20 protein-coding genes and 1 pseudogene are annotated in these 20187 nt (G+C 62.9%); 13 read left to right on the plus strand and 8 right to left on the minus strand.

Translation table 11 applies throughout. The features are described 5' to 3' along the window. The first annotated feature begins 116 nt into the window (after positions 1-116). The gene (locus tag MESS4_RS21575) at positions 117-959 is read left to right on the plus strand and encodes a helix-turn-helix transcriptional regulator (protein WP_036241853.1); all 843 of its coding nucleotides are present in this window, start codon (positions 117-119) and stop codon (positions 957-959) included. An 89-nt stretch (positions 960-1048) separates the two neighbouring features. After that, a complete protein-coding gene (bmt, locus tag MESS4_RS21580; protein WP_006335509.1) occupies positions 1049-2065 on the plus strand; it encodes a betaine--homocysteine S-methyltransferase in 1017 nt (338 codons plus the stop codon). Here bmt and MESS4_RS21585 read toward each other — a convergent pair. From MESS4_RS21585 to MESS4_RS21610, 6 genes are all read right to left on the minus strand, one after another. Further along, positions 2062-2808 carry a glutamine amidotransferase gene (locus MESS4_RS21585; protein WP_244441187.1) on the minus strand — a complete coding sequence of 249 codons (747 nt, stop codon included), beginning with the start codon at positions 2806-2808 and terminating at the stop codon, positions 2062-2064. The genes bmt and MESS4_RS21585 overlap by 4 nt on opposite strands. 100 nt (positions 2809-2908) lie before the next feature. Then, on the minus strand, positions 2909-5071 hold the full coding sequence (locus MESS4_RS21590) for a VWA domain-containing protein (RefSeq protein WP_006335520.1): 2163 nt from the start codon (positions 5069-5071) through the stop codon (positions 2909-2911). A gap of 2 nt (positions 5072-5073) precedes the next feature. Beyond that, on the minus strand, positions 5074-5634 hold the full coding sequence (locus tag MESS4_RS21595; protein WP_036241854.1) for an RNA polymerase sigma factor: 561 nt from the start codon (positions 5632-5634) through the stop codon (positions 5074-5076). Positions 5635-5724: 90 nt separating this feature from the next. Further along, positions 5725-6462: a dienelactone hydrolase family protein gene (locus MESS4_RS21600; RefSeq protein ID WP_006335530.1), complete on the minus strand. Its 738-nt coding sequence runs from the start codon at positions 6460-6462 to the stop codon at positions 5725-5727. A gap of 80 nt (positions 6463-6542) precedes the next feature. Continuing rightward, complete coding sequence (locus MESS4_RS21605) at positions 6543-7217, minus strand: 4Fe-4S dicluster domain-containing protein (RefSeq protein ID WP_006335531.1); 675 nt, start codon at positions 7215-7217, stop codon at positions 6543-6545. A 94-nt stretch (positions 7218-7311) separates the two neighbouring features. Further along, the gene (locus tag MESS4_RS21610; protein ID WP_006335532.1) at positions 7312-8886 is read right to left on the minus strand and encodes a trimethylamine methyltransferase family protein; all 1575 of its coding nucleotides are present in this window, start codon (positions 8884-8886) and stop codon (positions 7312-7314) included. A 264-nt stretch (positions 8887-9150) separates the two neighbouring features. Here MESS4_RS21610 and MESS4_RS21615 point away from each other — a divergent pair, with 264 nt between their 5' ends. Continuing rightward, the gene (locus tag MESS4_RS21615) at positions 9151-9849 is read left to right on the plus strand and encodes a cobalamin-binding protein (protein WP_006335533.1); all 699 of its coding nucleotides are present in this window, start codon (positions 9151-9153) and stop codon (positions 9847-9849) included. Positions 9850-9926: 77 nt separating this feature from the next. Here the strand turns inward: MESS4_RS21615 and MESS4_RS32535 are convergent, their stop codons facing one another. Beyond that, complete coding sequence (locus MESS4_RS32535; protein ID WP_081609816.1) at positions 9927-10067, minus strand: entericidin A/B family lipoprotein; 141 nt, start codon at positions 10065-10067, stop codon at positions 9927-9929. A gap of 64 nt (positions 10068-10131) precedes the next feature. Here MESS4_RS32535 and MESS4_RS21620 point away from each other — a divergent pair, with 64 nt between their 5' ends. Beyond that, positions 10132-10761: a DUF1638 domain-containing protein gene (locus MESS4_RS21620; RefSeq protein WP_006335536.1), complete on the plus strand. Its 630-nt coding sequence runs from the start codon at positions 10132-10134 to the stop codon at positions 10759-10761. On the opposite strand, the gene MESS4_RS21625 is transcribed toward MESS4_RS21620, so the two are convergent. Continuing rightward, positions 10762-11679 (minus strand): NAD(P)-dependent oxidoreductase, encoded by a 918-nt coding sequence (locus MESS4_RS21625; protein ID WP_006335538.1) that lies wholly within the window; start codon positions 11677-11679, stop codon positions 10762-10764. A 121-nt stretch (positions 11680-11800) separates the two neighbouring features. On the opposite strand from MESS4_RS21625, the gene MESS4_RS21630 reads away from it, so the two are divergent. From MESS4_RS21630 to MESS4_RS21675, 9 genes and pseudogenes are all read left to right on the plus strand, one after another. Continuing rightward, complete coding sequence (locus tag MESS4_RS21630; protein ID WP_006335540.1) at positions 11801-12373, plus strand: DUF4893 domain-containing protein; 573 nt, start codon at positions 11801-11803, stop codon at positions 12371-12373. 84 nt (positions 12374-12457) lie between these two features. Further along, positions 12458-13236, plus strand: a pseudogene (locus MESS4_RS31260) (formyl transferase). Between the two features lie 230 nt (positions 13237-13466). Then, positions 13467-13769, plus strand: a complete 303-nt coding sequence (locus tag MESS4_RS21645; RefSeq protein WP_006335547.1) for a virulence factor — start codon at positions 13467-13469, stop codon at positions 13767-13769. Further along, positions 13762-14373, plus strand: coding sequence for a methylenetetrahydrofolate reductase C-terminal domain-containing protein (locus MESS4_RS21650; RefSeq protein ID WP_036241838.1), 612 nt, complete (start codon positions 13762-13764; stop codon positions 14371-14373). The genes MESS4_RS21645 and MESS4_RS21650 overlap by 8 nt, the downstream gene beginning before the upstream one ends. Further along, positions 14370-15461 (plus strand): methylenetetrahydrofolate reductase, encoded by a 1092-nt coding sequence (locus MESS4_RS21655; protein ID WP_006335549.1) that lies wholly within the window; start codon positions 14370-14372, stop codon positions 15459-15461. Before MESS4_RS21650 ends, MESS4_RS21655 begins: the two co-directional genes overlap by 4 nt. 79 nt (positions 15462-15540) lie before the next feature. After that, on the plus strand, positions 15541-16515 hold the full coding sequence (locus tag MESS4_RS21660; protein WP_006335550.1) for a methyltetrahydrofolate cobalamin methyltransferase: 975 nt from the start codon (positions 15541-15543) through the stop codon (positions 16513-16515). Beyond that, positions 16466-18595 (plus strand): ASKHA domain-containing protein, encoded by a 2130-nt coding sequence (locus MESS4_RS21665; RefSeq protein WP_006335551.1) that lies wholly within the window; start codon positions 16466-16468, stop codon positions 18593-18595. Before MESS4_RS21660 ends, MESS4_RS21665 begins: the two co-directional genes overlap by 50 nt. Positions 18596-18780: 185 nt before the next feature. Next, on the plus strand, positions 18781-18966 hold the full coding sequence (locus MESS4_RS21670) for a hypothetical protein (RefSeq protein ID WP_006335552.1): 186 nt from the start codon (positions 18781-18783) through the stop codon (positions 18964-18966). Between the two features lie 242 nt (positions 18967-19208). Continuing rightward, a complete protein-coding gene (locus MESS4_RS21675; protein WP_006335553.1) occupies positions 19209-20156 on the plus strand; it encodes an alpha/beta hydrolase in 948 nt (315 codons plus the stop codon). The last annotated feature ends 31 nt before the right edge of the window (positions 20157-20187 follow it).

The raw sequence follows: 20187 nt of genomic DNA on the forward strand, positions 1-20187 counted from the left end.
CATTTAAAGCCGCACATGTTATGTTTAGTGAACAACCCTGAGGATTCATTTACGCCTGAGGCAGGGTCTGGTTGGCTTCAGCGCAAATTTTTCCTTCAGGAGACGGAGCGAAAATGATGGACAAGCGCGACCTGTCGACGATCTTTCGCGAGCGCCTGAAAATGCTCTTGACACGGTCGGACTTGAACCAGTCGGCTTTCGCCACGGCCGTGGGCATCGACCGTTCCGCGCTTTCGCAGCTTCTCTCCGGCGCTTCGACGCGCCTTCCCCGCGCCGAAACGCTGCTCAACATCGCAGCCGAATTCAAGGTGTCGCTCGACTGGCTGCTCGGCCTCAGCCAGGACGAAGGGGTCACGGGAGAGATCCGCGAGAGCCTCGAGATCGAGGAAGCGCCCGACGGTTTCGACCGCACGCTGCTGGCCAAATGGCATGCCGAGGCCGCCGGCACGAAAATCCGTTACGTGCCGGCCGGCATTCCGGATCTCCTGCGCACCGAGGCGCTCGTCGACTACGAAGCGGGCATCGCCAACAAGAGCCGCGAGGCGCAGGCCGGTGAAACACAGTACCGCATCGACTATAACCGGCGGCCGGAAACCGACATGGAAGTCTGCATGCCACGCCACACGCTGGAGATCTTCGCGCGCGGGCTGGGCGTGTGGGATCGTTTCCCGGAGGCCGAGCGCCACCAGCAGCTTCTCCATATGGCAACGCTGCTCGACGACCTCTACCCCACCTTCCGCCTTTTTCTCTATGACGGGCGGATGCGCTATTCGATCCCCTACACCATCTTCGGGCCCTATCGCGCCGCCATCTATGTCGGCGACATGTATCTGGTGCTCAATGCGACCCAGCCGGTCCGCACCCTGACCAGCCATTTCGACAATCTGATCCGCGCCGCCGACATCAACGCGCATGAGGCCGCCAGCTTCACGCAAAGGCTGGCCGAGATGCGCTTCTGACAGGCGACAACGCGCTCTCGACATTGACGCCATATAAAGAATTCTTTATATCCTTGGCTCAAAGAAAATCCCGGAAGGCGTATTTCACCATGACCAACCCGATCGACGCGCTGCTTGCCGAAAAGGGCGTTCTGCTCGCCGATGGCGCCACCGGCACCAATCTGTTCGCCATGGGGCTGGAGGCCGGCGAGGCTCCCGAGCTGTTGAACGAGACCGCGCCCGACACGATCACCAGCCTGCACCAGAACTTTGTCGATGCCGGCGCCGACATCATCCTGACCAACTCCTTCGGCGGCACTCGCCACCGCTTGAAGCTGCATCATGCGCAGGACCGCGTGCATGCGCTGAACCAGCGCGCCGCCGAGATCGCCCGCGCCGTCGCCGACAAAGCCGGTCGCAAGATCATCGTCGCGGGCTCGGTCGGCCCGACCGGCGAATTGCTGGTACCGCTCGGCGCCATGACCTATGACGAGGCGGTCGACGCCTTTGCCGAGCAGATCGAAGGGCTCAAAGCCGGCGGCGCCGAAGTCGCCTGGATCGAGACCATGTCGGCGCCGGACGAAATCCGTGCCGCCGCCGAGGCCGCGATCCGCGTCGGCCTGCCCTATACCTATACCGGTTCCTTCGACACCGCCGGCCGCACCATGATGGGGCTGCTGCCGAAGGATATCCACGGAGTCGTCGATGGGCTGTCGCAGGCACCGCTCGGTGTCGGCGCCAATTGCGGCGTCGGCGCCTCCGACATTCTCGCCTCGCTGCTCGACATGACCGAGGCGAAGCCGGAGGCGACGGTGATCGTCAAGGGCAATTGCGGCATTCCCGAATTCCGTGGCACCGAGATCCACTATTCCGGCACGCCCGAACTGATGGCCGACTATGTCAGGCTCGCCGTCGATGCCGGCGCCAGGATCGTCGGCGGTTGCTGCGGCACCTCGTTCCAGCACCTTGCCGCGATGCGCAAGGCGCTCGACGCGCACACTCGCTCGGATCGCCCGACCGTCGAGACGATCGTCGAACGGATCGGCCCGATGCGCAACAAGGTGGCGACGGAAAACACCGCCGAGACCAGCGAAGCCCGCCGCGAGCGCCGGCGCAGCCGCGCCTAAATCAAGGGCGGAAAAAGCTTAAGCAGGAAGCCATGGAACCAGGCGGCTTGCGCGGCGTCGTGCAGGCTCATGAGACGATCCTGTTCCTCGCGCGTCTGTGCGCCCGGCTTGTCGTAGTTCGCGCCTGGACGGTTTTGCACGCGCCCAAAACCGCTGGGGGTGACCTCCGCATGGAATTGCAGTCCGTAGATATTGTCACCGATACGGAAAGCCTGATTGGGAAACAGCGCGCTCGAGGCGAGGCGCTCGGCGCCGGCCGGCAATTCGAAGCCATGCCAGTGTGACTGCGTCACATGGATCGGCGCAGCCAGGAAATCTTCCGCGCCCGCGACCGGATAGAGTGGATAATAGCCGAATTCATGCACCCCGGTCGCTGGCGGGCCGACATGCGCGCCGCGATGCCAGGCAATCTGCTGCGCACCCTGGCAGATACCGAGCAAGGGGATGTCGGAATTCATGCAGAAATCGATAAACCGGTACTCGTCCAGCAAAAATGGATGCAGCGCTGTATCGTAGACGTTGTACATGCCGCCGTAGACCACGCCACCCGCGACAGCGCCATCCATATCCAGCGCCTCTCCGGCATAGGCCCGACGCAAGACCGGTTCGTAGCCGTTCTGTGAAAGATAGGCAAAAACACGGTCGTCCGCCGGCTCGTCGCTGTGCCGCACCAGAATAACACGTTTCGTCATGGCTCTGCCTTTCATCTCGCCGAGAATGGGTGGCGGCAGGCCGCGCTGCAACAAAAAAGGCCGGCAAGGTTTCCCTCGCCGGCCTGCCTCACCCGCCCATGGGCCGGCATTCAGAACGATCCCCACCCCAATGAACCGGCCATCATCGCCACTACCGATTGCCGCCCAGCGCCGAGGCAAGGCGCACAAGCGAGAGGAACTCGGACCTGTACCCGAACGGGTCGGCTCCCCGGGCGGCAGTGGCAATCTCCATGATCTTGTCGTAACCGAACTTCGCGGTTGCATCCTCGTCGCGCAGCTTCTGGCCAAGGGCCGCGACCGCGACGGAGAAGCGCTGATCAGTGCTGGCCTGGTCGAAGGACGATACTTCGTTGGCCGATGTCACCGGCGTGGTGATCAGCTTCGAGACGTCCTCGTTCGGCAGCTTGTAGCGGATCTTGACGAAGGCATATTCGTCGGCGTTGGCGACGCCGCCATTGTTGACCGAAGCCTGGCCGTAGCGCAGCGGATCGATTTGTTCGCCGCCACTGCCCTTCGGCGTGATCTCGTAGATCGCGGTGACCGAATGGCCGGAGCCGATCTCGCCGGCATCGACGCGGTCATTGTTGAAATCCTCGCGGTTGAGTGCGCGGGTCTCGTAGCCGATCAGGCGGTATTCCGAGACCTTGTTCGGATTGAACTCGACCTGGATCTTCACGTCCTTGGCGATGGTGAACAGTGTCGAGGACGCATCCTCGACCAGCACCTTCTCGGCCTCGGCCAAAGTGTCGATATAGGCGGCGGTGCCGTTGCCGTTCTGAGCGATGGTCTGCATCATCTGGTCGTTCAGATTGCCGCGGCCGAAGCCGAACACCGACAGGAACACGCCGGTCTTGCGCTCCTGCTCGATCAGCCGCTTCAGGTCGTCGTCATCAGTCTGGCCGACATTGAAGTCGCTATCCGTGGCCAGCATCACCCGGTTGACGCCATCCTTGACGAAGGACTTTTGCGCCAGCCGGTAAGCCTCCTTGATTCCCGCCTCGCCGGCCGTCGAGCCGCCAGGCGTCAAAGTGTCGATGGCATTGAGGATCTTGTCCTTTTCCGAGACCTTAGTGGGTTCGAGCACGGTGCCGGCGTCACCCGCATAGGTGACGATCGAGACGGTGTCGTCCGGCTTCAGCTTGTTGACCAGAAGGCGGAAGGCCGACTGCAGGAGCGGCAGCTTGTCCTGTTCGTTCATCGAGCCCGAAACGTCGATCAGGAAGACCAGGTTGGCCTTGGGCTGCTCGGCCGGCTTCACGTCGAAACCCTTGATGGCGACATGCATCAGCTTGGTGTGCTCGTTCCACGGCGTCGGCATGACGCTGACGGTCGAGTTGAACGGTGTCGAGGCAGAGTCCGGACCCTTCCAGTCATAGGGGAAGTAGTTGATCATCTCCTCGACGCGGACCGTGTCGGCCTGGGGTACAACACCTTCCCTGAGCGAGCGCCGCACAAAGGAATAGGAGGCCGTGTCGACATCGATCGAGAAGGTCGAGACCGGATCTTCAAGTGCGGCGCGCACCGGATTGGTCTTGAAATCCTCGACGCGGTCGCGGTTTTGCTCCGGCGGCAGCATCTGGTCGGCCGGCGTGGCCTGCGGCTGCACCATAAGCTTGGATTCGGCGCCTGGCATGCGGCCAACCCGGGCTGCATTGGGCGCGCTCGGCATGAGCCCGGCACTCTCCCGTGAAAATTCATCACTGGGCGCGGGCGCGGCCGGCAAAGTGCCGTACTGCATATCTTTGGTATCTTTGTACGTCTTTGGATCAAACCTCGGCGACAAGACCGGCGCTGCCGACGGATCCTGCTGTGCCGTGCCGCCAGCAACGGTCGATTCGGATGTCGACGGCGCACCTGGCGCGACAAGCGCCTCGGTTGCGTCATGGCTCTCGCTGTCGGCGTCGGCTTTCTTCTGCTTGTCAGGCTCGGCCGCCGTCTGCGGCTTCACCGTAGCGGGCTTGTCGGCCAGCGTCTCGGTGATCTTCTCGTCCCCTCCGGAATGGAACGGCTGCTCCTGCAGCATATAGATGGTGGCGTATCCGGCGATCGGCAGGGCGACGAGCCCGGCAATGGCCGGCGTGGCGAAGAGTTTCTTTTGCATGATTTCGCTCCAGAGCTTTTGTGCTCGCTCTGTAAGACGAAGCCCGCTCGCCGATCCTTGGGCGGCCATGTCAGTTTTTTCGTCCAAGTCGTAGGCACGCATGGCGGCCGCGAAAGCACGCGCCTTCGCATCGGCGTCCGGCGCCGGTACAGCTGCGTTGTGCAGCCTGTTGAGTTCGTTGTCGTCGACCATGGTCACACTTCCCCGACTGAGCGCATAAGCACTTTCAGCCGTTTCTTCGCTTCATGGATGTGCCAGGAAACCGTCGTCTCCGAGATCGCCATCGCCTCGGCGGCGGCCGCGTGGCTAAGCCCTTCGCCATAGACCAAAAGCACCGCGTCGCGCTGCTTGTCCGGCAGCTTGCGCACCGCCGCCCAAAGCGCCTCGGCCGGGTCTTCGGGCTCGGCCGGGGCCTCTCCCGAGATTAGCGCGTAGGCGCCATAGGCTTCGGTCTTGACCGTCTCGCGGGCGGTCTTGCGCATCATGTCGCGCGCCGCGTTCAGCGTCATGGTGTAAAGCCAGGTCGTGAAGGCAGCGCTGCCATGATAGTCACGGATCGCCCGGCCGAGCCGAACGCAGACTTCCTGGGCGATGTCCTCGGCGTCGGCCTTTTTTCCGCACCAGCGATAGGCCGCGCGATAGACGAAACCATAGTGCCTTTCGAGCAATTTGCCGAAGGCCCCCCTGTCTCCGCCCTTCGCCCGCCCGATCAATTCGGCGTCGGAGGCTTCGCTTTCATCCAGCATCATCGCCATCATTTGCCTGTTGGACGAAGGCTAATGGCGATTCCTTGGGTGATGGGAAGATTTTTTTACCTGCCGGCCGGATGGCTGGCCGTCCGGACCTTAACTCAGCGTTTCCGAAAACAGCGTGGTCAGCCGCTTCCAGTGACGCTCAGCGCCGGTCGCATCGAAGACGCTGTGGTCCGGCACGCACCAGCCATGCGCCATGTCGACATAATTTTCGATTGTATGGTCGACTTCCCCCACCCGGAGCGCTTCGGCCAGCCGTGCTGACTGCTCTGGAGGAAAACTACGGTCGACGCCGGCAACACCGACATAGACGCGCGCCTTGATCGAAGCCGCCTTGCGGTGCGGACTGTCGGGAGCGTCGCTGGCCAGATTGCCGCCATGGAAGCTGGCGGCGGCCTTTATCCTGTCGGGATAGGTCGCGGCGGCATTGAGCGCCCGTGCGCCACCCATGCAATAGCCGACGGTGCCGATTGGTCCTGTCACGCCTTCGCCGGCCAGCGCGTCGAGAAAGGCGCCGCCGTCGCTGATGGTCATCTCCTGCGTCGTGCCGCTCACCAGCGCCATCAGCGCCGCCTTGGTTTTTTCCTCGGCGAAGGCGGTCTTGGCATCGAAGGGACCGTAGGGCACGTTGCGGTAAAAGAGATCGGGAACCAGCACCGCATAGCCCTCGCCCGCCAACCGCTCAGCCATCTGGTCGAGCGCCAGGCGCGGACCAAAGGCGTCCTGGTAGAGAATGACACCGGCCTTCGCCGGAGAAGCGTTTGCGGAGCGGAACAGCCCCGCCTTGGCCGTACCGTCCCTGGTCTTGATCTGAATGTCCTGCTTCGCCATCGCCCGCTCCGTTCATCAGATATGCGATACATACCCGCGCGAGCCGATAGGGCAAGGCGCTCCCTGGATTGCGTGACGCGCTACAGACCCGCGAACGCCGCCATATGGAATGCCTGCACTTCGGCCGGATAGCGGTAGGCGGTCCCGTAGGGACAGGCATTGCGATCGAGACAACCCCCGTTGCGACAGGGCTCGCCATTCGGTCCGCGCACATGCGCCAGGCAGGATTGATAGGCGAATCCTTTGGGAGAATAGGCATCGACCGGGCAGGATTTCATGCAAGGTTTTCCGACGCATGCATCGCAAAGGTGTATAGCCGCCTCGGCCGACTGAACCGAAATCTCATCCTCGAACAGCAGCGCGCCACGATAGGCGTGCCAGAGTCCGTACTGCGGATGCATCAGGATGCCGAGCGGCGACGGCCTCAAGCCCTCCGCCCGCATCGCCCATTGCTGGAACGGCAGATACGGCCTGTCGGAGGGCGAGACTGCACGCGCGCCGAATTCGTCCGCAACCGCGCCGATCACTTGTCGTGCCCAGGTGTCGAGCGGATCGGCGATTGCAAGTGGTTGGATTTCCCGCCACCGCAGGAAATGCGGCCACGGCGCTGCGCCCGCCTGCCCCACCAGCAGCACGGATTTGGCGCCGGAGAGGCCGAAAGTTGCCTCCTCTCCATCGGCAAAGTTGAAGCTGCCGCGAAGGATCAGGCCGTCACGAGCCAGCGCTGCCGCGATGCTTTCGGTCAGGCCGCGCAAATCATCCCTTCTTGTCCGGATCGGAGAAGGCGCTCCGCCAGACTTCCTTGTGGATGATGTTGGCGACTTTAGCCCCGCCTGACTCGGGCTCCCTTCACGTGAAGGCGTCGGCCATCGACGCCTTCTTCGTCGCGATATAGTCCTTCAGCCCATCGTCGATGCCCGGATCGAGAGGCGGCGCTTCGTAGCTTTCCAGCCAGCGGCGGGCGAGCTCGTTGGCGCGCTGCGGCGCGGTCTTCTCGCCTTCGGCCAGCCACTGCTCGTAGGAATTGTTGTCGGCGATGTTGGAACGATAGAAGGCGGTCTGGAAATTGGCCTGGGTGTGGTCGCAGCCAAGATAATGGCTGCCCGGCCCGACCTGGCGGATAGCATCCATCGCCTGGCCGTTTTCCGACAGGTCGACACCTTCGGAAAATTTCTGCGTCATGCCAAGCTGGTCGATATCCATCATGAATTTTTCGTAGCAGGAGGCGAGCCCGCCCTCCAGCCAGCCGGCCGCGTGCAGCACGAAATTGGCGCCGGCAAGGATCGTCGAGTTCAGCGTGTTGGCGCTCTCATAGGCCGCCTGCGCGTCCGGTATCTTCGAGGCGCACAGCGAGCCACCGGTGCGGAACGGCAGGCCGAGCCGGCGGGCGAGCTGTGCCGCGCCATAAGACACTAGAGAGGGCTCCGGCGTGCCGAAGGTCGGCGCGCCCGACTGCATCGAGATCGACGAGGCGAAGGTGCCGAACAGCACCGGAGCACCCGGCCGGATCAGCTGCGTGAACGACGCACCGGCCAGGACCTCGGCCAGAACCTGCGTCAGCGTGCCGGCGACCGTCACCGGGCTCATCGCGCCGGCGAGGATGAACGGCGTGACGATGCAGGCCTGGTTGTGGCGCGAATAGACTTTCAGCGCACCCAGCATGGTCTCGTCGAACACCATCGGCGAATTGGCGTTGATCAGGCTGGTCAGCACCGTGTTGTTCTCGACGAAATCGTCGCCGAATACGATCTTGGCCATCGCCACCGTGTCTTCGGCGCGTTCCGGCGCGGTCACCGAGCCCATGAACGGCTTGTCCGAATATTTGATGTGCGAGTAAACCATGTCGAGATGGCGCTTGTTGACCGGCACGTCGACCGGTTCGCACACCGTGCCGCCCGAATGGTGGATCGACGGCGCCATATAGGCGAGCTTCACGAAATTGCGGAAATCCTCGATCGTCGCATAGCGCCTGACCCCGTCGAGGTCGCGCACGAAGGGCGGACCGTAGACCGGCGCGAACACCGTGGCGTTGCCGCCGACCTGCACCGAGCGCTCCGCATTGCGGGCGTGCTGGGTATAGATGGACGGCGCGGTCTTCAAGAGCGAGCGGCAGAGGCCTTTCGGGAAATGCACGCGCTCGCCCTTGACGTCGGCGCCGGCCTCCTTCCAGAGCTGCAGCGCTTCAGTGTCGTCGCGAAAGATGATGCCGATCTCTTCGAGCACCGTGTCGGTGTTCTTCTCGATCAGATCAAGCCCTTCCTCGTCCAGCACCTCATAGACGTTGATCTTGCGCTTGATGTAGGTGAGCTGGGTGCCGGGGCCACCGCCCGAGCGCGCCGCCCGCCGGGCAGCGGCGCCGCCACTGGCAGCGCGGCCACGTCGGGCGTTTGACGCTTCCTGATCGACTGGCGCGTTCTCACTCATGAGCTTCTTCCCTGAAACTTGAAATCCGTTGCGGCCGCATAGCGCGGCTTCTGGCCGGATCGTAGCCATGCACCCTATTCGAAACGGCCCGCCAGCGCCAACGCCTGTCGCAAAATCGACAAGAATTCCAATAGATTTGCGGTCGCTTTCCTTTTGCGGGAAGTCGCAAATCAGCTATGGACAAGCAGCCCTCACGGGTTAGGTATTGACGCAATATTTTTTGATCTGCCGTGATTATTGCACACGGCAAGGAGCCCGAGAAAAATGGCCGACGACGAGATCATCCTTTCCGAGCTTTCCGACGACGAACTCGTGCAGCAGATGCACGACGATCTTTATGACGGGCTAAAGGAAGAGATCGAGGAAGGCACCAACATCCTTCTCGAGCGCGGCTGGGTGCCCTACAAGGTGCTGACCGAGGCGCTGGTCGAGGGCATGCGCATCGTCGGCGAGGATTTTCGCGACGGCATCCTGTTCGTTCCCGAAGTGCTGCTGTCCGCCAACGCGATGAAGGCCGGCATGTTCATCCTGCGTCCGCTGCTCGCCGCCACCGGCGCGCCGAAGCAGGGCAAGATGGTGATCGGCACCGTCAAGGGCGACATCCACGACATCGGCAAGAACCTCGTCGGCATGATGATGGAGGGCGCCGGCTTCGATGTCATCGACCTCGGCATCAACAATGCGGTCGAAAAATACCTCGACGCCATCGAAAAGCATCAGCCCGACATCATCGGCATGTCGGCGCTGCTGACGACGACCATGCCTTACATGAAGGTCGTCATCGACACGATGAAGGAAAAGGGCATCCGCGACGACTATGTCGTGCTGGTCGGTGGCGCGCCGCTCAACGAGGAATTCGGCAAGGCAGTCGGCGCCGATGCCTATTGCCGCGACGCGGCCGTGGCGGTCGAGACCGCCAAGGATTTCATGAAGCGCAAGCACAATGTCCGCGCTTCGGCCTGAACTAAGCAAGGCGTTTATCAAAAAGCCGCGCCTTGCAGCGCGGCTTTTTTATTCCCAGATGCTGGGGAGATTGTGGATCAGGGATTCTCCACCGTGTCCTCAACTGCATTTGCGGTCGATTTGACGTCCTTGCCGACGCCACGAACGGTGTTGGCGCAGGCTGAAAGAGCCAAGGCGCAAGCGATAATGGCAATCGGCGCGATGCGTAACAGTTTCATGAATGGTGTCTCCCTCAACAAATAGATTCGCCCGACAGCAACGAAGATCGGTTAAACTGGTTCCATGAGCGTTGCGCGAAAACAGCAATCCGATCAAGGCGGCAGGCTTCTGGTCATTGCCTGCGGGATGATTGCGCGCGAAGTTCTGGCCGTCAAGGAGCAGCTCGGGGTGGACCATCTCGACCTGACCTGCCTGCCGGCGGAGTTCCATTTTTATCCCGATCGCATCGCGCCGGCCATGGACAAGGCGATCGTGAAGGCCAAGGCGGACGGCTACCTCAACATCTTCGTCGGCTATGCCGATTGCGGCACCGGCGGCCTGCTCGACCGCGTCTGCGAGAAGCATGGCGTCGAACGCATGGCCGGGCCGCACTGCTTTGCCTTCTACCAGGGCATGGATGCCTATGCGAAAGTCGCCGACGACGACATGATGTCGTTCTATATGACCGACTTCCTGTGTCGGCAGTTCGACGCCTTCTTCATGAAGCCGCTCGGCCTCGACAGGCACCCGGAGCTGATCAAGGACTATTTCGGCAATTACCAGAAGCTGGTCTATCTCGCCCAGACCGACGATCCCGAGCTCGACAAGGTTGCCGAGAAGGCCGCGAAAATGCTCGGCCTTGCCTACGAGCGCCGCTCGACCGGCTATGGCGATCTGACGGCGGAGCTGGCGCAGGCTGCGGCCGTCGCCTGACTACGCAGACTCCGCTGCCAGCGCGGCCAGCACATCGGCAAAGCTCGTCTTGCAGACAAAGCCCAGCCTGTCTCTCGCCCGCGAAGCATCATAGACCCGGTCGATCGATGAAAACATCGTCCATCCCTTTCGCGCATAGAGCGCCGGATAGTCCGGAAAGTAGCGCGCGACGACGGACGGCGCCTCAGCGATCAACGCTTGGCAATCGTCGGAATTGAACGGCGTCGGCGCTGAGGCGATGAAGATATCGAAGCCCAGTTGCGGCGCCTTCTCCAGCGCCGCGACATGGGCCTCTGCCGCGTCTTCCACGGTCAGCCTGCGAAACAGCAGCTCATTGGCCTTGGTGTTGGCGTCCGACTGCTCGATCGCATGCGCCATGTCGTCGGCTTCGGGAAAGAAGCGCGCCGTGCGCAGCACGATGACAGGCAGGCCGTGCTCGATATGGTAGAGACGGCAAAGATGTTCGGCCGAAAGCTTGCTGACGCCGTAGATGTTGCGCGGCTCGGGCGACATCTCTTCCGTCAGCCAGGCAGCCTTGCGCGCGCCGCCGATGAAGCCGGCGCGGATGGCTTGCGAGATCATCAGCGACGTCGTCGATGTGAAAACGAAGCGCCGAACGCCTGACACCACCGCCGCATCGAGAAGATTGAGCGTGCCTTGCACGTTCGTCGCGACGAACTCGCTGTTACCGTGGTTCTCGATGTTCGGCTTGTGCAGCGCGCCGCTGTGGATGATCGCCTCGATGCGGTTTTCGCTGACTGCTTGCATCACCAGATTGCGATCGGCGACCGACCCGATCATCTGCGTTTGCGCCGACGGCGTGGGATCGAGGCCGACGACGTCGTGGCCAAGCGCCCGCAGCCGCGGCGCCAGCGCGCTGCCCAGCCAGCCTGACGATCCCGTCAGCAAGATCCGCATCGATGAAACCACGATTTTTGACCTGACGCTGTTAAGCACGGATGACAGGCCGCCGCGAACCGGTAAGTTATGCGCCAGACAAGAAAACAGGCTGTTCCAGCCATCAACGGGAAACGCACTTATGATCGCTCGTCTCTTGATTGCCGCAGGCGTTGTTTGCTTCACCTTGCCCGCGCTGGCCGATGGCGAGGTGCAGAAGCTCATCACCGCCGCGGACAAGGCGCGGCTCGACAAATATGGCGAGACGCGCAAGGCAGCGCTCGAAGAGGCGAAGGCGGGCAGTCCCGCCGAGGTCAAACAGCTCGACGCCTTGCTGGCGAAGCCGCTGGCCGCCTTTTCCGACAAGGATTTGACCGGCAACTGGCAATGCCGCACCATCAAGGCCGGCGGGCTCGGCGCGCTGGTCATCTATGGCTGGTTCAAATGCAAGGTGAGCGACGACGGTTCGGGCTGGATGCTGGAAAAGGTCAGCGGCTCGCAACGCACCAAGGGCCGCTTCTTCGACGACGGCGAAAAGCGGGCGATCTATCTCGGCTCCTTCCATGTCAACAACGATCCCGCAAAACCCTATGGCAGCGGCCCGCAAACCGACCAGGTCGGCTACGCCTTCCGCAACAGCGCCAGTGAATGGCGCATCGAGTTTCCAGCGCCCTATTACGAATCGAAGCTCGACATCCTCGAATTCAAGCGCTGACCCCTGCTGATCACCAAGGACTAACCCGGACACCTAGCGTCCGGCGCGCCCAAACCATGTCTATCCGGACGGCTCGTCGCGACCATGGACCGCTTGAAATCAAACCTGCCGCCGATCGTCGTCGTCACCGAGGGCGGCCTGCATATCTGGGCCATCGTCAACGCCATCGCCGATCGGCTTGGGCCTGTCAGCGTCATTCTCGAAACGCCTGAATCCAAAAAGCAATTGCTGCTTGGGCGTGCCCGCCGCCAAGGCTGGTTGCAGGCCATCGGGCAACTTGGCACGATGGTGCTGACGCGGCTCGGAAAACGGTTTTTCGCCGGTCATGCGGCAAGCATCATCGCCGAACAGAACTGCAAACCGAACCCAAACCGGGGCAAAAGATCATCCACGTGCCCTCGGCCAACGCGCCGGAGTGCTTGCGGGCGATCGACGAAATCCGGCCGGCGTTGTGCTGCTTGCCGGCTGCCGCCTGCTGTCGCGGCAGACGCTGGCCAGGATGCCTTGCCCGGTCCTCAACTATCATGCCGGTATTGCGCCCAGATATCGCGGCATGAATGGCGGCTACTGGGCGCTGGCTTCCGGCGATGCGGAGAACTTCGGCACCAGTGCATCTGGTCGACGCCGGCGTCGACACCGGCGGCGTGCTGCGGCAGGCGCGCGGCAAGCCTGGTCCGGGCGACACCATTTCAAGCTACACGCTGCGGCAGGCTGCATTCTCGCGCGACATCTGCGTCGACGCGGTCAGCGATGCGCTTGCCGGAAAGCTTGCCACATCGGATCCCGGCCTGCCTTCGAAGCAGTGGTACCATCCGACGATCTGGTTCTATCTCTGGACCGGCGCGAAAAGCGGCGTCTGGTAATCCAGCTTCTGAAATCTCGCCTTTCTCTTGCCGCTTGCCATTGCGTCGCTTTTGAATGCGCGCGCGTCGTCCCATAACAAGCAGCCTAGTGGCGCTTGCGGCAATGCTCGAAACTGCTGCATCGACCCGAAAATCGAAATCGATCGTCGGAAAGCACGATGCAGTCGAGTGAAAGTGGCAGGGCGTCCTTTCCAATTAGACGCAAGGCGCCCTGCAGGAGTGAGAAATTCATGGCCGATCTGATCGTCGTCTACTGGCGCGATATCCCCGCCCAGATCATCGTCAAGAAGGGCCGGCAGAACGCCAAGCGCGAACTGCCGCTGCGCTTCACCGAGGCGATCGACATGTGCGCCATGCGCACCGGCGCCGGCGGCACCGACGACTATCTGGCAGAATGGCGCAAGGCAGACCCCGTGCCGGTCGGCGACGACCTCGAAGCCGAGGTCGAAAAGGCCTTTCAGGACTTCGACACGAAATACGACCGCGAGCGGCTGGTCGCTCTGGTCAAGGCCGGTGGCAAAGAAAATGCCTGAAATCCAACCGACAACGGCTGAAGGCGGGCTGACCCAGGCGACCATCGTCAAGAAGGCGGCGGCGAAATCCGACTACAAGCCGGCCGACGTGTCGCCGCAGCGGCGTGTCCAGCGCTCCTTCGCGGTCAGGCTGTGGTCCGTGCGGCACTCGCGATTGCTCGAATGGTTCTACGCCAGGTTCGCCGACATGTTCCTGCTGCTGCATCCGCTGTGGAAGGGCATCGGCTATGGCCGCGTCGAAGGCCCGATCAAATTCGTCGAAAAGCGCGTCAAGGGTTTCATGTTCGACTGCCGCATGTGCGGCCAGTGCGTGCTGTCCTCCACCGGCATGTCGTGTCCGATGAACTGCCCCAAGCAGTTGCGCAACGGCCCTTGCGGCGGCGTGCGCGCCAACGGCAATTGCGAGGTCGAGCCTGACATGCCCTGCGTCTGGGTCAAGGCCTGGGAAGGCTCGCAGAACATGGTGCATGGCGACAAGATCCTCGACGTGCAGAAGCCGGTCGACCAGTCGCTGCGCGAAACCTCGGCCTGGCTGCGGGTGACCGCGCAGACCGCCGCCGCGCGCGAATCCACCCAAGCTGCAAAGACCGGGGCACCGACATGATCGGACGCCAGCGCGACGAGAACCCGGCCGGCATCGACCTGCCGCTCGAACCCCTGCCCGGCCATACCTCGCGCGGCCGGCTGGAGCGCGTCTTGCGGCGCGGCGAATTCGCGGTGACCACCGAACTCAACCCGCCCGACAGCGCCGATCCGGAGGATGTCTACAACCGCGCCAGGATTTTCGACGGCTGGGTCGACGCCATCAACGCCGTCGATGCGTCGGGCGCCAACTGCCACATGTCGTCGGTCGGTATCTGCGCGCTGCTGACCCGCATGGGCTATGCCCCGATCATGCAGATCGCCTGCCGCGACAGGAACCGCATCGCCATCCAGGGCGACGTGCTGGGCGGCGCGGCGATGGGCGTTGCCAACATGCTCTGCCTCACCGGCGACGGCGTGCAGGCCGGCGACCAGCCCGGCGCCAAGCCGGTCTTCGACCTCGACTGCATGTCGCTGCTGGAGACCTGCCGCATCATGCGCGACAACGGCAAATTCCTGTCCGGCCGCAAGCTGACGACGCCGCCGCGGCTTTTCCTGGGCGCGGCGATCAATCCTTTCGCGCCGCCGATCGATTTCCGCCCGCATCGGCTGGGCAAGAAGATCGCCGCCGGCGCGCAGTTCGTGCAGAGCCAGTACTGTTTCGACGTGCCGATGTTCCGCACCTACATGCAGAAGGTCCGCGATCTCGGTTTTACCGAAAAATGCTTTATCCTGTGCGGCGTCGGGCCGCTGGCCTCGGCCAAGACGGCCAAATGGATCCGCTCCAACGTACCGGGCATTCATATCCCCGATCAGATCGTCAAACGGCTGGAAGGTGCTGAGGACCAGAAGAAGGAAGGCAAGCAGCTCTGCATCGACATCATCAACGAGGTGAAGGAAATCCCCGGCGTTTCCGGCGTCCATGTGATGGCCTACCGCCAGGAGGAATATGTCGCCGAGATCGTCGATGAGTCCGGCGTGCTGAAGGGCCGCCAGCCATGGAAGCGCGAAATCCGCCGCGACGACCAGCTCGTCGCCGACCGGCTCGACCACATACTGCACGACGAGATCACCGAAACGCAGGTGGATATGGTCAAGACCGCGCATTGACGGCGCGGACGGCCACCATTCGCTTGAACGAAATCAGAAACGATATAAAGAAGTCTTTATATCACGACGGAGAGATTTCATGACCCGGACGATCGTCGCCTCGGCGACACGAGAAATCATCATCGGCTTCGACCAGCCCTTCTGCGTGATCGGCGAGCGCATCAACCCGACCGGCCGAAAGAAGCTGGCCGCCGAGATGATCGCGGGCAATTTCGACACCGTCATCAGGGATGCGCTGGAACAGGCCGCCTGCGGCGCGACCATGCTCGACGTCAATGCCGGCGTCACCTCGGTTAACCCGAACGAGACCGAACCCGGTCTGCTGGTGCAGACTTTGGAGATCGTGCAGGGGTTGGTCGACCTGCCGCTGTCGATCGACTCCTCGGTAACCGCCGCGATCGAAGCGGCGTTGAGGGTCGCCAAGGGCCGGCCGCTGGTCAACTCCGTCACCGGCGAGGAAGAAAAGCTCGAGGCCATCCTGCCGCTGGTCAAGAAATACAATGTGCCGGTCGTCGCCATCTCCAACGACGAGACCGGTATTTCGATGGATCCCGACGTGCGCTTCGCCGTCGCCAAGAAGATCGTCGAACGCTGTGCCGATTTCGGTATCCCGGCGCATGACGTGGTCGTCGACCCGCTGGTGATGCCGATCGGCGCGCTGGGCGACGCCGGCCGCCAGGTCTTTGCCCTGCTGCGCCGGCTGCGCGAAGAACTCAAGGTCAACACCACTTGCGGTCTGTCCAACATCTCCTTCGGCCTGCCGCACCGCCACGGCATCAACGCCGCCTTCATCCCGATGGTGATCGGCGCCGGCATGACCTCGGCGATCATGAACCCGGTGCGCCCGCAGGAAATGGAAGCGGTGCGCGGCGCCAATGTGCTGAACGGCACCGACGAGAACTGCACCAACTGGATCAGGACCTACAAGGACTACAAGCCGGCCGAAGGCGGCCAGGCGATCGCGGCTCCGACGGCAGTCAACGCGCCAGGCGAAGGCGCCAACAATGGCGGCCGCCGCCGCGGTGGCCGCGAAGCGCGGATGGCCAGGGGATAAGCGCGCAATCGTGAACTCTCCCGCCAACATCACCGATCCGCTCGTGCTGTTCATGCCGTCGGGCAAGCGCGGCCGGTTTCCGGTCGGCACGCCGGTGCTCGATGCCGCGCGCCAGCTCGGCGTCTATGTCGAGAGCGTGTGCGGCGGACGCGCCACTTGCGGGCGCTGCCAGATCGAGGTGCAGGAAGGCAATTTCGCCAAGCACAAGATCGTCTCCTCCAACGACCACATCACCCCCAAGGGCGCCAAGGAGGAACGCTACGAACGCGTGCGCGGCCTGCCCGAACGGCGACGCCTCTCCTGCTCGGCGCAGATCCTCGGTGACCTCGTCATCGACGTGCCGCAGGACACGGTCATCAACGCGCAGACCATCCGCAAGGACGCCGACACCAGGGTCATCGCCCGCGATTCGGCAATCCACATGTGCTATGTCGAGATCGAAGAGCCCGACATGCATAGGCCCCTTGGCGATCTCGACCGCCTGAAGATCGCGCTGATGAAGGATTGGGGGCTGAAAGAACTCGACTTCGACTTCTATCTCCTGCCGCAGGTGCAAGGCATCTTGCGCAAGGGCAACTGGACCGCGACCGCCGCCATCCACAAGGATGCCGACTCAGAGACCGCGCGGGTCATCGCTCTGTGGCCCGGCCTCAAGAACGAGGCATACGGTCTTGCCTGCGATATCGGCTCGACCACCATCGCCATGCATCTGGTGTCGCTGCTGTCCGGCCGCGTCGCCGCCTCGTCGGGCACCTCCAACCCGCAGATCCGCTTCGGCGAGGATCTGATGAGCCGCGTCTCCTATGTCATGATGAATCCCGACGGCCGCGAAGGCATGACGGTGGCGGTGCGCGAGGCGATCTCGGGCCTCGTCGACAAGGTCTGCGCCGAAGGCAATGTCCAGCGCAACGACATCCTGGATTCCGTCTTCGTCGGCAATCCGATCATGCACCATCTGTTCCTCGGCATCGACCCGACCGAACTCGGCGGCGCGCCTTTCGCGCTGGCCGTCTCGGGTGCCATGCACATCAAGGCGTCGGATATCGGCCTGAAGCTCAACCAGGGCGCGCGCCTCTACATGCTGCCTTGCATCGCCGGCCATGTCGGCGCCGATGCGGCGGCGGTGACGCTGTCGGAAGGCCCGCACCGTCAGGACGAGATGATGCTGATCGTCGATGTCGGCACCAATGCCGAGATCGTGCTTGGCAATCGCCAGCGAGTGGTGGCGGCTTCCTCGCCCACCGGCCCGGCCTTCGAGGGCGCGGAAATCTCCGGCGGCCAGCGTGCCGCGCCCGGCGCCATTGAGCGCGTGCGCATCGATCCCGATACGCTGGAGCCGAAGTACCGCGTCATCGGCTCGGAACTGTGGTCCGACGAGCCAGGCTTCCTCGACAGCGTGCAGGCGACCGGCGTCACCGGCATTTGCGGCTCCGGCATCATCGAGGTGGTCGCCGAGATGTATCTGGCCGGCATCATCTCCGAGGACGGCGTCATCGACGGGTCGCTCAGCGCCCGCTCGCCGCGCGTTGTCGCCAACGGCCGCACCTTCTCCTATGTGCTGAAGGAAGGCGAACCGAAGATCACCATCACCCAGACCGACGTGCGCGCCATCCAGCTTGCCAAGGCGGCACTTTATGCCGGTACCAAGCTGTTGATGGAAAAACAGCACACCGATCATGTCGACCGCATCCACTTTGCTGGCGCCTTCGGCTCCTTCATCGATCCGAAATACGCCATGGTGCTGGGACTGATCCCGGATTGCGATCTCGACAAGGTTTCGGCCGTCGGCAACGCCGCCGGCGCCGGTGCGCGCATGGCGCTCCTGAACCGCGGCTACCGCCGCGAGATCGAGGAAACCGTCAGCCGCATCGAGAAGATCGAGACCGCGCTGGAGCCGAAATTCCAGGAGCATTTCGTCTACGCCATGGCGCTGCCTAACAAGGTCGACCCGTTCCCGAAACTGTCGGCTGCGGTGAAGCTGCCGCCGAGGAAAACCGTCAGCGAGGACGGTGTTGCCGGCGATGCCGCCCCACGGCGTCGTTCGCGTGAAGGCCACGCGGCCAGGCGCGGGCGGGAGTAGCATCCCGCCGGCGAAAGCGGCACTTCGCTCCAATTTCATTTGCATGCAAATGTTTCCGGATCGGTCGATCTGGAAACCAAAACGCTGTTTTCGCGAAATCCTTCAGATACATGCGCGGCGCATTTAACCGGCATTGAACGGCAGGCAGGAAATGTCTTCCAGCCGCTGCTCCAAGGAAGAAGAAGATGTCGATGTTCGGAAGTCTCGGCCGCTATGGCGCGGCCATCAAGCATGCACACAGCAGAAGCAGGTCGATCCGCGCGCTCAACAGCCTGCCGCCCGAAATCCAGAAGGATATCGGCTGGCCCGTGTCGCAGCGCGATGACCCGCGGGGCAAGCTGTCGGCCCTGCTGCTGGGATCGGCGCGCTGATGACCTTCGCCGATAAATGCAAACTGCTCGGCAAGCGCCGGAGCCGTCATGCGGCTCCGGCGGCAGCCGACATCAGGCTGCGTGCCGCGCTGCTGCCCCGGCGTTGAGCTTGCTGGACCCAAACTGCCAGCCAGATCACATCGTGTTGAAACCGGGCAAATCTTGACATTTTTGGCGAAGATACGATCTTCGGACAGCGAGGGGTTCTCTTTAGTCGGCTCGGCCGAGATCCGTGTGTCCGCATGCCCAGTTTGAAAAGCCACGTCGTGTCCTTCGTGCTCAGGCATAGCCGCAAGCAGGCTTTTTCCAGTCCGGAAAATCTGCAGCGCTGGATCGCCTATGCCCGCAAGACCGAGGACCACCAGCCGCCGGCGTCACTGCATCAGCGTTTCGACGTCACGACGCGCAGCGTCAGCGGTTTTCCCGTCTATGACATCGCACCCAAGGCCGGCGAGCGGAAGCGGATCCTTTACCTGCATGGCGGCGCCTATGTCTTTCAAATCACGTCCTATCATTGGGGCCTGATCGCCGAGATGGCCAACCGGCTGGGCTTCGGCATCACCGTACCGATCTATCCCATCGCCCCCGAACACGATTTCCACGCCATGTTCGGCATGGTCGGCGAAGTCTACCGGCAGATGCTCGACGAGACGGAAGCCGAGGACATCGTCTTCATGGGCGATTCCGCCGGCGGCAACATGGCCGTGGTGCTGACCATGATGGCGGCGGAAGACGCCCTGCCCCTGCCCTCGCGCCATGTGCTGATTTCGCCCGGCCTCGATATGTCGCTCGCTAATCCCGAAGTGTTCGAGGCCGAACGCAACGATCCATGGCTGGGCATTTCGGGTGGCCTGGAGGCGGTCCGGCTCTACAGCGCCGGCATCGATCGCAGCGACTGGCACATCAGCCCGCTTTACGGCGACCTTTCGGTGCTGCCGAAAACGCTGCTTCTGACCGGCTCGCACGATCTGCTCAGCCCCGACAATCTGATCTTCGCGCAAAGAGCGCGCGCCGCCGGCGTCGACGTGGACGTCGTTTACGAGAAGGGCATGTTCCACGTCTGGCCGCTGATCGAGATGCCAGAGGCGCGGCGGGCGCGGGACAGCATCGTGGCCTTCCTGGCCGGTGAACCCAAAACACGCCGCACTGAGGCCGGCGGATGGTCGCTGCAAGGCCAGGTCGCGACGTGACAGCTCACGGCCTGGCTGCGCTGCTCAGGTC

Source organism: Mesorhizobium sp. STM 4661 (assembly GCF_000359125.1).
Lineage (GTDB): Bacteria > Pseudomonadota > Alphaproteobacteria > Rhizobiales > Rhizobiaceae > Mesorhizobium.